Below are 12,127 nucleotides of genomic sequence, written 5' to 3'. Positions count from 1 at the left end.
CGATGAATGATCTCCGCGTCATCCCGGGGCCGCGCAGCGGAGCCCGGGATCCAGAACCGCGGATCTTGCAGAATGAAGCGGAGACGATCCGCTTTCCTCGCGACTACCTGTGGTTCTGGATTCCGGGCTCCGCTGCGCGGCCCCGGACTGACGTGGTGGGTGTGATGTCGGTGGTGACTGTCGGGAGGTGAGGCGGGAGGCTCACGCCACCAGCGCCAGCAACGCCCCGACCCCCTCCGCCGTCTCGATCCCCGCCACCGCGCGGATCACCTCTTCGCTCCGCTCCGCCCCCCAGACCGGCCCGGCGAGCGCCCGGAACTTCTCCCGGACGTCGTCGGCCGAGTACGGGTCCTCGGTATCGCCGCGGTTGGTCAGCGCCTTGGCCGAGAGCTTGCGGCCGTCGGCCAGCGTCAGCGTGACCTTGGCCGGACGCAGGGACGGCAGCTGCGCCGTCATGGTCGGATCCTCCTGCACCATCACCCGGCGGGCGAGCGACAGGATGCGGCGGTCGGCCCGCGCCTCGTCCCGGAAGGCGTCGGTGTCGGCCTGCCCCCGCACCAGGGCCGTCGCGAGGGCGAAGGGCAGGGAGAACTTCGCCGCCAGCATCGTCTCGGGCGCCGGATGGTCGAGCTGCGCCGCCCAGACGTAAGTGGCGACCTCGACCGAGCGCACCGCATCCGGGTCGATCGGGCCGGATTCGGCGCGGATCTGCGCCAGGGCGTCGAGGGCGCCGTGGGTGTAGCGGCAGGCGGCGTGGCGCTTGAAGTAGTTGCGGGCGATCTCCCAGCGGGTCCCCAGATCCACCACCATCGCGTCGGCGGAGAAATCCTCGGCGAGGATGCCGCCATAGACCGTGCCGATGCCGTCGCGCTCGGGCAGAAAACCGCTCTCGGCGAGGTCCCAGGCGGTGAGCCCGAGCTGGTTGGAGAGGCCGGCATAGGTGTTGCGCACCGTCGCCCCCTCCAGCATCGTGCGCCGGCTGGTGCTCAGGCCCAGCGACGAGGCGAGGCCGATCGCCCGGCCGATCATCGCGGCATCGGCACGATGGAGCTTTGCCGCGGCGAGCGCCGCCCCGACCGTGCCCCAGGTGCCGTGCGGGTGCATCGTCACCCGCAAGCGCGAGGCGATGCCGATCCGCGCGCCGATCTCGTAGCCGAGGACCAGCGCGGCGATCAGGTCGGCACCCGAGGATCGCGTCTCCTGCGCGGCGGCGAGGGCCGCGGGCACGACGTGGATGCCGGGATGGCCGCGGGCGTACTGGTTGCCCTCGTCCAGTTCCAGCGTCGTGCCGGCAGCACCGTTGACCAGAGCCGCGTCGCGCGGATCGAGGGACAGGCCGCTGCCGATCGCCGGCGCCGGGCCGGGGCGGCGGTCGGCAAGGCGCTCGGCGAGCGCCCGGCATTCCGGTTCGCGCATCCCGGCGGCGATGACGCCGAGCGAGTCGAGGAGGACCAGGCGGGCACGGTCGAGCGCCGGCTCCGGAATGTCGGCGGGGACGAGACCGGCCGCAAAGGCGGTCCATTGCCCGAGCCAGGCGGGGACGGGCTCGGCCAGCAGCGTGGTCGCCGGGACGATGCCGGGGGTGACGATGCCCATCTTACAGCCCCAGATAGGTGCGGCGCAGGGCCGGGTCGGCGGCCAAAGTCGCCGCATCGCCTTCGAGCGCGACGGTACCGTTCTCCAGGATGTAGGCGCGGGTCGCGAGATCGAGCGACTGCACCACGTTCTGCTCCACCAGCATGATCGGCAGTCCTTGCCTGTTGAGGGTGCGGACGAGCGTGAACATCTCCTCGACGAGGAGCGGCGAGAGCCCGAGCGAGGGCTCGTCGAGGATGAGGAGGCGCGGCTCGGCCATCAGGCCGCGGCCAATGGCGAGCATCTGCTGCTCGCCGCCCGAGAGGGTGCCGGCGGCCTGGGCCGCCCGCTCGCGCAGGCGCGGGAAGGTGGCAAACACCCGCTCGATGTTCTGGGCCCGCCGCGCCCGGCCGCGGCGGTAGCTGCCGAGCACCAGGTTCTCGCGCACGCTCAGGTTCGGGAAGATCTTGCGGCCTTCCGGCACGTGGATCAGCCCGGCCTCGACGATGGCGGAGGCCGAGGCCGTGGTGATGGGCTTCCCGTCGAAGCGGATCTCGCCGGCCCGCGCCGAGACCACCCCGGACAGGACCTTGTTCAGCGTCGTCTTGCCGACGCCGTTGGCGCCGAGCACCGCGACGATCTCGCCCGTGCGCACCGTGAGATCGAGGCCGCGCAGGACCTCGGTGGCGCCGTAGCCGGCGCGAAGGCCTGCGATCTCAAGCATCGACCGCCTCGCCATTGACGGAGTCTTCGGCCTTCATCCGGGCGGCCGCGCCCTTGCCGAGATAGGCCTCGATCACCTGCGGGTCGGCGCAGACCTGCCGCGGCGGGCCCGACGCGATCATCCTGCCTTGCGCGAGCACGTAGACTTCCTCGCACAGGGTCATCACCGCCTGCATGATATGCTCGATCATCAGGATGGTGACGCCGCCGTCGCGGATGGCGCGCACGACGGGAAGGATGTCGCGGATCTCCGAGGGGTTCAGGCCCGCCAGCACCTCGTCGAGGAGGAGGAGCCGCGGCTCGGTGGCGAGCGCCCGAGCCACCTCCAGGCGCTTGCGCCCGGCCACCGTCAGGTCGGCGGCGGGCTTGTCGAGCTGGTCGCCGAGCCCCACACGGGTCCCGACCTCCCGGGCCTTCGCCACCGCGTCCGCCCGGCGCGGATGGCGCAGATAGGCGCCGACGGCGATATTCTCGGCGACGGTGAGCCCGGCGAAGGGCTGGACGATCTGGAAGGTGCGGGCGATGCCGCGGCGCGCCCGCAGGTGCGGCGCCTCCTCCGTCACGTCCTCGCCCTCGAACAGCACCCGGCCCTCGCTGGGGGCGAGGAAGCCGGAAATCATCCCGAACAGGGTGGTCTTGCCGGCGCCGTTGGGACCGATGAGCCCGGTGATCGAGCCCGCCGGCACGGTGAGCGACGCGTGGTCGACCGCGACGAGGCCCTGGAAGCGCTTGGTGAGGGAATCGACGGCGAGCATCGGATCAGGCTCCCACCGGGACGGCGCGCGCCTTGCGCTTGCGGCGGCGCAGGCCGAGCAGCCCTTGCGGCGCGAAGGCGATGACGGCGATCAGGCAGGCGCCGAACACCACCAGATCGACCCCCGGAATGCCGCCGGCGAGGTGCTTGGTGAGTTCGCCGAGTCCCTGCAGCGCGAGAGCGCCCACGAGCGGCCCGAAGGCGGTGCCGATGCCGCCGACGATCGGCGCCAGCAGCGCCTCGACGGAGATCCAGGTGCCGTAGGCCACCCCGGCATCGAGGTAGAGGAAGTATTGCACGTAGAGCCCGCCGGCCGAAGCGGTGATCGCCGCCGAGAGCGCGATGGCGCGCAGCTTCACCGAGAGGGCATCGACGCCGAGCGCGCGCGCCGCCTCCTCGTTCTCGCGCACGGCGATCAGGTGGGCGCCGAAGCGCGAGCGCTCCAGCCAGCGCGAGGCGAGCAGCGCCAGGCCGACGACGGCGACGACAAGGAGGACGAAGAAGCGCCGATCGGTGAATTGCAGGGTCGCGAGGCCCGGCCGCAGGGGCAGGAGCAGCCCGGCCGCACCCCCGGTGAAGTCGGCGGCATTGGCCAGGATGCGGAACACCTCCGCGAAGGCAAGCGTCACGAGGGCGAAGTAGGAGCCGCGCAGGCCCGCCCGGAAGCTCAAATAGCCGATGGCGAGGCCGGTGAGCGCCCCGAGGCCGATGCCCGCCCCGAGCGCGGCCCAGGCGTTCCAGCCGAGCTTCATCTGGAGGATCGCGGTGGCGTAGGCACCGGTGCCGAAGAAGGCGGCGTGGCCGAAGGAATATTGCCCGCCGAAGCCGCCGAGCACGTTCCAGCCCAATCCCGCGAGCGCGATGATGAGCGTGGTGACGAGGAAGTTGAGCAGGCTGCCCGACAGCCCGAGGAAGGGCAGGGCGGCGAGCACCACGAGGACGAGGAGGACGGGCAGGAGGTCGCGGGCGCTCATGCGCGGGCTCCGAACAGGCCGGTCGGGCGCACCAGCAGCACCAGGATGAAGATCAGGAAGATGCCGATCTGACCCAAGCTGTCGCCGAGCAGCAGGCCGGAAAAGCTCTCGACCACCCCGATGATCAGGCCGCCGACGAGCGCTCCGGCGATCGACCCCATGCCGCCGAGCACCACGATGGTGAAGGCGACCAGCACGAAGGCGGCACCCGAGCGCGGGTTGACGTAATAGGTCGGCATCAACAGGCAGGCGGCGACGGCGAGGCACGCGCAGCCGAGGCCGAAGGTGACGGCGTAGACGTGGTCGACCTCGATGCCGACGAGGCGGGCGCCGAGCTTCTCCCGCGCCACCGCCCGGATCGCCCGTCCGGTGTCGGTGCGGTTCAACAGCAGCCAGAGCAGGCCGGTGACCGCGAGCGAGGCGGCGAGTCCGATCACCCGCGGCGTCGAGAGGAGGAGCGGGCCGATCTCGATCACCTGGAGGGCGGCGTCGGAGTCGAGCGCGCGCGTGTCGGAGCGGAACAGGGCGAGCAGCCCGTTCTCCAGCACGATCGACAGGCCGAGCGTGACGAGGAGCACGTTGTTGTCGTTGCCGTGGCTCGCCGGGCCGATGACGAAACGCTGCAGGCCGTAGCCGAGGCCGAACATCAGCGGCACGATCGCGATCATCGCGACGTAGGGATCGACGTGGACCAGCGCGAAGGCGCCCCAGACCGCGAACATCGCGACGGTGAGGAGCGCCCCGTGCGCGAAGTTGATGATGTGCAGGACCCCGTAGACCAGGGTCAGCCCGAGGGCGATGAGGGCGTAGACCGCCCCCGTCATCAGGCCGTTGAGGGCTGCCTCGATCAGGATCTGGGGCGCGTACATCGTCACGCCTTGAAGGGGAAGTTCGCCTTCGCCTCGGCGAAGTCCGGCGGCGCGATGACCTTGACGTCGCCGCCCTGCACCTGCGTGTTGAGCGGGAGCGCCGAGGTGTTCTGGCCGCCCGCGAACTTCGACTGGCCGTAGGGCATCACGCCGCTGGAAAAGCTCTGCGTGGAAAGCGCCTCGATGATCTTGAGCCGGTCGGGCGCGCCGGCCTTCTCGATCGCCTCGGCCATCAGCCGCACGGCGGAATAGTTCATCGGGATGTTGTAGGCGAAGGCGCGGCCCGCGGCTTCCGTGCGCTTGCGCAACTCAGGCGTCAGCGGGTTCTTCGGATCGGGCCAGTGGTTGCAATCCATCACGCCCTCGGCCGCCTGCGGGAACTCCTTGACGAAGCGCAGGGACGAGGCACCGCCGCCGAGGATCGCGTAGATGCCCTTCGGCCGGACCCGCTGCTGGAGCATCGTGCGGGCGAGCAGCACGAACTCCCCATAGTAGTTCGACGGGATGACGAGATCGGGCTGGAGCGAGCGGATGCGCAGGACCACGTTGGCCATGTCGCGCGCCGGTGTCGGGTGCGACACGGTCTCCAGGATCTCGAAGCCGAGCTTCGGCAGCTCCGCCTGGAGGAGCTTGGCGAGGCCGGAGCCGAACAGCCCGTCCTCGTGCACGATCACGACGGTGCGGGCCGGCTTGCCGGCGGCGTCGTTGAGGGCGACGAGGCGTTCCAGGGCGCTCTTCGTCACCATGCCGAAGCTCGGCGAGAACCGGAATGTGTTCTTGAGGCCGCGCTGGGTCAGCTGGTCGGCGACGCCGACATCGATCAGGTAGGGCAGGTCGTAGCGCGAGGCGGCCTGGCTCGCCGTGGCGCAGAGGCCACTGCCGAAGCCGCCGACGATCGCCGCGACGCCCTCGCCGTTCAGGCGCTCGGTCTCCTGCGCCGCCACTTCGGGGCTCGACCGGCTGTCGGCGAAGACGATCTCGAGCTTGGCTCCGCCGAGCGCTTTCAATCCGCCGGCGGCGTTGATGTCCTGCACCGCGAATTCGGCGCCGAGCTTGCCGAGGTCGCCGTCATTGGCGAGCGCGCCGGTCACCGGCTGGATGATGCCGAGCTTCACGGACGCGCCTTGCGCCCGCAGGATCGCCGGCATCGCCACGAGCGAGGTCGCAGCGAGGCCGGTGCGCAGGACGGCGCGGCGGGACGGAACGAGGATCGAGGTCACGGGGCGGGCCTCCTGGGGTAGGAACGACGGGTCTCGGGCTTGACCGGGCGGGTCGCGGCGGGCGTCCAGCGCCGCTCGCCGGCGTCACCCGTGCGCTGCAGGTCCATCTGGAAGGCGTAGCGGTCGGGCCGGTAGAGCGCGTGCAGGTGCTCGACGCCGCGGCCGGCCGGATCGAACACCACCCGGGTGAGGTCGATGAGTGCCGAACCGACTTCGAGGTCGAGGGCGGCCGCGACTTCGGGGCCGGCGAGCGTCGCGCCGATCGCCTGCGTCGCCCGGTCGGCGGTGACCCCGGAGCGCTCCATCAGTTCGAGGAGCGGCGTCGCGGCGAGATCCGCCTCCGAATAGGACAGGCCGACCCGCTCGGGGACGTGGGTGGTGAGGAAGGAGAAGGGCTGACCGTCGATCAGGCGGACGCGCACCGAGCGCTGCACCCGCTCTGCCGGCTCCAGCAGCAAAGCCTCGGCGATGGCGGCGGGCGCCGCGACGTACTCGAAGGACAGGAGCCGCACGCCGGTGGCCCGCCCCATGGCGATCAGGCCCGAGAGCAGGTTCGGCAGGTCGCCGACCACCGGCCGGGGACCTGCCGGCCCCTGCACGAAGGTGCCGGAGCCGGGCCTGCGCCGCACCAGCCCCTCGCCGGCGAGCAGGTCGAGGGCGCGCCGCACGGTGACCCGCGCCAGGCCGTGCTCGGCGGCGAGCGCCGGCTCGCCCGGCAGCCGCGCGCCGGGAGGCAGCCGGCCGCTGGTGATCTGGTCGCGCAGCAGCAGGTAGAGCCGGCGCGCCTTGTGCGGTTCGATCGCGGAGGTCACGGGGCCATCCCTGGCTCGCGGCTTGCACCATCGCTGCCTGGAGCCGCCCGCGGTCATCCGCCGACGCTCACCTGTCCGATTATGCAGACAGGTAGCTGTCCGTCAATTGGGACAGGTTGATTGCGCTAACAAGAATTTTTGGCCGCCCGAGAGGAGGAGAGGCACTGGGTTCTCCCTTCCCCCCTCTGCGGCGGAGGGTGCCCGGCTGCGAGTGCGAAGCATTCGTGCGCCGGGCGGGAGAGGGACAGCGCGACGCCGCTCCAGGGAGCGCCCTTCATCAAGGCCGCGACCTCTCCGGAGCCGGCGTCCGCTCTCCCGGCTCGCTTGCGCTCGCCACCCTCCCCCGCAGAGAGCAGGACTGTCCGGGGAAAGACGAGGCGCTGGAAATCCCCTCTCCCCGTGGGCGGGGAGAGGAGAGAACCAGTGCAATTCTTTTCCCCGGACATCCCTGCGCACAGGGGAAGGGGGAAACCCCCGTCTTTCCCTTCGCCGAGCAGATTTGCAAGAAAAAACAGACGATAATAATTGCGAATCGATTGATATTCATATATATTATATTATTTTAATAACGAATAATTGCGGTTTCGAAGAAATACAAGCCAATTTTTGCGTCAGTAAAAATCTTCATTGAAACACGATTTTCCGACGAAAATGCTTTACCGCGACGGCACCCATTGCCGCGACAGCGCGTAGAGCCGGTGCCCGAATCCCCACGTCCGCAGGAAACGCTTGGCGTAGCGCACCGGATCGTCGGCGAGGCGGCAATGCCGTCGCAGGATGTCGCGCGCGGCCTCGGCATCGCCGGCATCGAGCAGCTGGCGGGCGTATTCCAGCATCAGGAAGTTGCGGTAGCGGCCGGCGGAGCGGACGAGGTGGGCCGGCACCGCGCCGTGGCGCAGGAGGGCGGTGAGCGTCCGGTCGAAGGGCGGCGGCAGCGGGCGACGGCGCAACTGGTGCGCGAGCACGCTGGTCGGGTGACCGTCGCGGTAGACGGCAGTCGGCTCGGCCACGTAGCGGAACGGTCCCTCGAAGGCGAGGCGGCACCAGGTGTCGGTGTCCTCGCCCATCACGGCGCCGACGGGGAAGAGGCCGGCACGGATCAGGGCGGAGCGCGCCACCAGCACGCTGCTGGAATGCACCGCGTAGGGATAGGTCGCGAGCAGGAAGGCGAACGGGTCGTCGACCCGCTGGTCGGGGAGGTCGGCCTTCATCACGGGTGCCGAGCGGCTGGCCAGCAGGTGGTTGGCGAAGACCGCGACCGCATCCCCCTTCGAGGCCGCCGCCAGGAGGTTCTCGAGGTGCCGGCCGGCCCAGAGGTCGTCGGCGTCGAGGAAGGCGATCCAGTCGGTCCGCGCCGCGGCGATGCCCCGGTTGCGCGCTGCCGCGCTGCCTGCATTGGCCTGGCGGATCAGGCGGATGCGGGGATCCGTGAAGGCCGCGACGACGTCGCCGCCGCCATCTTTCGAGCCGTCGTCGACGACGATCAGCTCGAACGATTCGAAGGTCTGCCGGAGGACAGCCTCGACGGTCTGCCCGATCACGTCCGCCTTCTGGTAGAGCGGGACGACGATGGAGACGGCGGGGTCACGGGCGAGGAGAGAGGCCATGGCGGGGATCCCGGGCTTCGAGGGCGCCGCTTCGAGACCGCGCCGCGTCCGGTTTCCTGAGTAGCAGGCGCCCTGCCGACGGAGAGCCGCGCCTTCCGGCGACAGGCCACCGGCCGGATGGCGCAAGGGGTACGACGAAGGGTGGTGGTGGGGCGCGCGGCGCGCCCGACCGCGTCACCGTACCGCGTCACCGTTCGGGGGCGGCCCGTCGAGATCGGGCCGCCACGCCGGACTTCAAGGCCGGCGCCGCCGCGTTGGGATTCCGGGACAAGAGATTGGGACGCAGCGGCGTTTCCCGGGTGCTGCTTCCATGTTTGAACTAACGCCGTCGCCCACCTGCACCGGCATATGGACCATGTCGACGAGACGCTTCTCCCCGATCCCCGCCTGGCTGCGCCGCCGCGGCTTTTCCCCGCGCGTGAAGCTGGCGATCGCCGCCGCCGTCGAGCGCTCGGCCCTCCGCCGCGACGCCCCGGAGCCGGAGAGCCGCTGCCAGATCATTCCGTTTCCCGCCCGCCCGCTGCCGGTCCGCGCGGACGCTCTCGGCAACGCCCGGATCCTCCAGGCCGGCGCCTGAGAGACCAGGCGGCTAGGCTTCGGCACGCGTCAGCGCGCGTCCTGCACCGCGTCCGGGCGCTCGATCGGGGCGACGAAACGGCCGAGCGACAGGCCGAGACCTTTCGTGACGACCGGGCGCACGGCCTGCCAGGCGCGCGGGCCCATCGCCAGCTTGGCGCGCTGGAGCCACCACAGGCGCGTGCGGCGGACCTCCGGGCTGATGCCGGCGGCATGCGCCATCATCGCCCGCGCACCGGCGGAGTCGCCGCGGTCGAAGGGCTGGCTGGCATGGCGCACCGCCGCCATGGCGAGCCCCAGCCGCATCGGCCTCTCCAGGTCGGCGACCGCCGCCGCCTCGGGATAACCGAACACGGTGTCGAACATCAGCTTGCGCTGGTCGATGTCGCGCAGCATCTGCTCGTAATAATACGACGACATGTTGCTGCCGTGCTGGCGCCAGACGCCCTGCGGGCGGTCGATCCGGGCGACGGCGCCGTGCAGGGCCAGCCGCAGCCACATCTCCTGATCACCCGAATGGGTCAGCTCCGCCCGGTAGCCGCCGACCTTGTGCTGAATCGCGGTGCGCACCACCGCGGTCGAGGTGTGGACCGGATTGATGAAACGGTTGAGCGCGAAGAACCGGCTTGTGTCGTAGATCGTGTGCGCGGCGTCGAGGTCGGCCGACGGCATCTCCGGACGGGGCCTTCCCTCCTCGACGCTGAGATAGGGGCCGTAGACAAGGCTCAGCTCCGGCCGCGCCTGCATCAGGTACGCGGCCCGCGCCAGGGCGCCTGGCGTGACGAAATCGTCGGCGGAGAGCAGCAGCAGGCAGTCCGCCCGCGCCCAGGCCAGGCCCTCGTTGTAGGTGGCGATGTGGCCGCGGTTGGTCGCGTGCCGGACGTATTCGACGCGGGAATCGGCCCGGCGCAGGGCCTCGGCCACCTCGGGCGTGTGGTCGGGCGAGGCGTCGTCGAGGATCAGGACGCGGACGTCGCACCCCTCGGTCGCCAGGACGCTGCCGACGCTCTCGGCGAGGAAATCCGCGTAGCGATAGCAGGGAATGATGACGTCGACGCTCGGCATGTCCGCCCCTTTGGCCTGTCCGACCCGGCTGGCGGGCCCCGGTTGCACGTCCCGGCGGCCCGCCATCGCGAAAAGCCAGCCGGCGCGACGCCGGAACCGCGTCTCGCGGCCCTGCACGCAGGACGCGATCAGACCATGGGTCGGGGGCGGAGCAACCTTGTCGAGTCGACGGTGCCGGGCAGTCTTTCGGCGACGACGGCCTACGCCGATCGGCGCGGTCGCCGGAGGACGGGCGGGGCGCAACGGCCCCGCCCCGCGTCCTCAGCGGCCCGGATGCACGAACAGATCGTCGAACTCGCCCGGCTCGTAATGCCGGCCGGTGATGTCGGTGATGACGATCCACTCGTGACCGTCGGCTGCGAGTTCGTCGGCCTTCTCCAGGGCTGCCTCCGGCGAGGTGCGCTGGTACGAGAGGTGCCCGTCCGGGGTGTGGGCCGTCACGACGAGATGCATGGCTCTCCTTGCTTGCTCAGGGAGCCATTCTACCGGAACATACCTCGCGGGGCGAGTCGGGCAGCAGCGCGCTTTTGGGATCGTTGGCACCGCCGTGGAGGCGGGACGGCCGAGCTTTCTGACCCGTCGTCACGGAGCGGCCTCACTCCGGCGCTAGGACGGCTTTCGTCGCCGCTGCCCTAGGAGGCCCGAAGATGCCCGTCCTGTTCGCCGCAGCCTCGTGCCTCGCCCTCGGGATCGCCCTGGTCGTGTTCCTCGGGATGAGCGCCTAGAGCACGTCACGATCGCGTTGCAATCGCGAAGCTCTCCAGATCCTGATTTTACCGCGTTTTCTACGACGAACCGGCAACCGCTTCGTCGGAACACGCTCTGGAGCGACGTTCGATCGTGATGCGACCGGATGCTGTTTGCAGCGAACTTGCGTCGACGGGCCTACGCTCCGTCGACGCAGCCCGTCGAACAGGCGTCAGTTCTTCGCCTTGTTCGCCTCGCGGAAAAGCTGCCACTCCTCGACCACGCGCCCGTCCGGCAGGTGGCAATAGCCGGCGTCGCCCTTGGCCTCCTTGCGGACCTCCAGGCGCCCGCCGACGGAGGTGCAGTATGCCGAGGCCGGGTTGCCGAGGGCCCAGGCCTGGGGGATGCCGACGCCCATGACCAGCGCGGCGGCGGCGAGCAGCGATGTCACGACTCTTCTCCGATCCGGCTTCCGGATGCGAGAATAGAAGTGCTCGATGAACCGGCGGTGACGCAAGGGCGCCCCGCCGATCCGATTTCGTCAATGCCCGCCGCCCAGATAGGCCGCTCGCACCTGCGGATCGTTGCGCAGCTGGGCCGCCGGGCCCTGGAAGCGGATGCGGCCGTTCTCCAGCACGTAGGCGTGGTCGGCCACACCCAAAGCCGCCATGGCGAATTGCTCGACCAGCAGCATCGTCACCTGCTCTTCCTTCAGCCGGCGGATGATCCGAAAAACCTCCTCCACCAGCTTCGGGGCGAGGCCCATCGAGGGCTCGTCGAGGAGCAGGATCTCCGGGCGCAGCATCAGGGCCCGGCCCATGGCGAGCATCTGCTGCTCGCCGCCGGACAGGGTGCCGGCGAGCTGGGTGCGGCGCTCGCGCAGCCGCGGGAACAGCGTGTAGGCCCGCTCCCGGTCGGCGTTGACGTCGCCCTTCGGCCGCGAGCCGGTGAGGCGCGGGAAGGCGCCGAGCGTCAGGTTGTCCTCGACCGAGAGGGTCGGGAAGACCCGCCGCCCCTCGGGCGAGTGGGCGAGCCCGGTGCGGGCGACGTCATGGCTCTCCAGGCCGCCGATCTCGCGGCCGTTGAGCATGATCGAGCCGGCGCGCGGCTTGATCATGCCCGAGAGCGCCCGCATCGTGGTGGTCTTGCCGGCCCCGTTGGAGCCGATCAGGGTGACGACCTGGCCCTTCGGCACCGTGAAGGTGAGGCCGTGCAGAACCTCGATCTGGCCGTAGCCGGCCGACAGGCCGCTGACATCGAGCATC

At 70.5% G+C, this 12,127-nt stretch carries 13 protein-coding genes; 1 reads left to right on the top strand and 12 read right to left on the bottom strand.

Annotation, left to right across the window (positions count from 1 at the left end; all coding sequences use genetic code 11):
• Positions 1-201: 201 nt before the first annotated feature.
• The 8 genes from HBB12_RS21720 to HBB12_RS21685 all read right to left on the bottom strand — a co-directional run bounded on the left by HBB12_RS21720 (position 202) and on the right by HBB12_RS21685 (position 8,534).
• The gene (locus HBB12_RS21720; RefSeq protein WP_236991253.1) at positions 202-1,596 is read right to left on the bottom strand and encodes an MmgE/PrpD family protein; all 1,395 of its coding nucleotides are present in this window, start codon (positions 1,594-1,596) and stop codon (positions 202-204) included.
• Between the two features lies 1 nt (position 1,597).
• Positions 1,598-2,299 (bottom strand): ABC transporter ATP-binding protein, encoded by a 702-nt coding sequence (locus tag HBB12_RS21715; RefSeq protein WP_236991252.1) that lies wholly within the window; start codon positions 2,297-2,299, stop codon positions 1,598-1,600.
• Positions 2,292-3,053 (bottom strand): ABC transporter ATP-binding protein, encoded by a 762-nt coding sequence (locus tag HBB12_RS21710; protein WP_236991251.1) that lies wholly within the window; start codon positions 3,051-3,053, stop codon positions 2,292-2,294. Before HBB12_RS21710 ends, HBB12_RS21715 begins: the two co-directional genes overlap by 8 nt.
• Before the next feature lie 4 nt (positions 3,054-3,057).
• Entirely contained in the window at positions 3,058-4,026 is a 969-nt protein-coding gene (locus HBB12_RS21705) for a branched-chain amino acid ABC transporter permease (RefSeq protein WP_236991250.1), read from the bottom strand.
• On the bottom strand, positions 4,023-4,895 hold the full coding sequence (locus tag HBB12_RS21700) for a branched-chain amino acid ABC transporter permease (RefSeq protein ID WP_236991249.1): 873 nt from the start codon (positions 4,893-4,895) through the stop codon (positions 4,023-4,025). Before HBB12_RS21700 ends, HBB12_RS21705 begins: the two co-directional genes overlap by 4 nt.
• 2 nt (positions 4,896-4,897) lie before the next feature.
• Positions 4,898-6,115, bottom strand: a complete 1,218-nt coding sequence (locus HBB12_RS21695; protein WP_442919303.1) for an ABC transporter substrate-binding protein — start codon at positions 6,113-6,115, stop codon at positions 4,898-4,900.
• Positions 6,112-6,927, bottom strand: a complete 816-nt coding sequence (locus HBB12_RS21690) for a GntR family transcriptional regulator (protein WP_236991248.1) — start codon at positions 6,925-6,927, stop codon at positions 6,112-6,114. Before HBB12_RS21690 ends, HBB12_RS21695 begins: the two co-directional genes overlap by 4 nt.
• Positions 6,928-7,583: 656 nt before the next feature.
• Positions 7,584-8,534: a glycosyltransferase family 2 protein gene (locus HBB12_RS21685; protein ID WP_236991247.1), complete on the bottom strand. Its 951-nt coding sequence runs from the start codon at positions 8,532-8,534 to the stop codon at positions 7,584-7,586.
• Positions 8,535-8,889: 355 nt separating this feature from the next.
• On the opposite strand from HBB12_RS21685, the gene HBB12_RS21680 reads away from it, so the two are divergent.
• Positions 8,890-9,111 carry a hypothetical protein gene (locus HBB12_RS21680; RefSeq protein ID WP_236991246.1) on the top strand — a complete coding sequence of 74 codons (222 nt, stop codon included), beginning with the start codon at positions 8,890-8,892 and terminating at the stop codon, positions 9,109-9,111.
• A gap of 29 nt (positions 9,112-9,140) precedes the next feature.
• On the opposite strand, the gene HBB12_RS21675 is transcribed toward HBB12_RS21680, so the two are convergent.
• The 4 genes from HBB12_RS21675 to HBB12_RS21660 form a co-directional block, all read right to left on the bottom strand.
• Positions 9,141-10,175, bottom strand: a complete 1,035-nt coding sequence (locus HBB12_RS21675) for a glycosyltransferase family 2 protein (RefSeq protein WP_236991245.1) — start codon at positions 10,173-10,175, stop codon at positions 9,141-9,143.
• A gap of 261 nt (positions 10,176-10,436) precedes the next feature.
• The gene (locus HBB12_RS21670) at positions 10,437-10,628 is read right to left on the bottom strand and encodes a hypothetical protein (protein ID WP_203157014.1); all 192 of its coding nucleotides are present in this window, start codon (positions 10,626-10,628) and stop codon (positions 10,437-10,439) included.
• A 466-nt stretch (positions 10,629-11,094) separates the two neighbouring features.
• The gene (locus HBB12_RS21665; protein ID WP_236991244.1) at positions 11,095-11,313 is read right to left on the bottom strand and encodes a DUF333 domain-containing protein; all 219 of its coding nucleotides are present in this window, start codon (positions 11,311-11,313) and stop codon (positions 11,095-11,097) included.
• Between the two features lie 90 nt (positions 11,314-11,403).
• A complete protein-coding gene (locus tag HBB12_RS21660) occupies positions 11,404-12,126 on the bottom strand; it encodes an ABC transporter ATP-binding protein (RefSeq protein WP_236991243.1) in 723 nt (240 codons plus the stop codon).
• Position 12,127: the final 1 nt, after the last annotated feature.

Source organism: Methylobacterium sp. SyP6R, assembly GCF_019216885.1.
Lineage (GTDB): Bacteria > Pseudomonadota > Alphaproteobacteria > Rhizobiales > Beijerinckiaceae > Methylobacterium.
The sequence above is the reverse complement of the archived record's forward strand: the minus strand, read 5'-3'. Positions and strand labels throughout refer to the sequence as shown.

Excerpts from the sequence above, each read along its gene's own strand:
- HBB12_RS21705 (WP_236991250.1), bottom strand. The coding sequence starts at position 4,026 with ATGAGCGCCCGCGACCTCCTGCCCGTCCTCCTCGTCCTCGTGGTGCTC.
- HBB12_RS21710 (WP_236991251.1), bottom strand. The coding sequence starts at position 3,053 with ATGCTCGCCGTCGATTCCCTCACCAAGCGCTTCCAGGGCCTCGTCGCG.
- HBB12_RS21715 (WP_236991252.1), bottom strand. The coding sequence starts at position 2,299 with ATGCTTGAGATCGCAGGCCTTCGCGCCGGCTACGGCGCCACCGAGGTC.
- HBB12_RS21685 (WP_236991247.1), bottom strand. The coding sequence starts at position 8,534 with ATGGCCTCTCTCCTCGCCCGTGACCCCGCCGTCTCCATCGTCGTCCCG.
- HBB12_RS21660 (WP_236991243.1), bottom strand. The coding sequence starts at position 12,126 with ATGCTCGATGTCAGCGGCCTGTCGGCCGGCTACGGCCAGATCGAGGTT.
- HBB12_RS21670 (WP_203157014.1), bottom strand. The coding sequence starts at position 10,628 with ATGCATCTCGTCGTGACGGCCCACACCCCGGACGGGCACCTCTCGTAC.
- HBB12_RS21700 (WP_236991249.1), bottom strand. The coding sequence starts at position 4,895 with ATGTACGCGCCCCAGATCCTGATCGAGGCAGCCCTCAACGGCCTGATG.
- HBB12_RS21675 (WP_236991245.1), bottom strand. The coding sequence starts at position 10,175 with ATGCCGAGCGTCGACGTCATCATTCCCTGCTATCGCTACGCGGATTTC.
- HBB12_RS21720 (WP_236991253.1), bottom strand. The coding sequence starts at position 1,596 with ATGGGCATCGTCACCCCCGGCATCGTCCCGGCGACCACGCTGCTGGCC.
- HBB12_RS21680 (WP_236991246.1), top strand. The coding sequence starts at position 8,890 with ATGTCGACGAGACGCTTCTCCCCGATCCCCGCCTGGCTGCGCCGCCGC.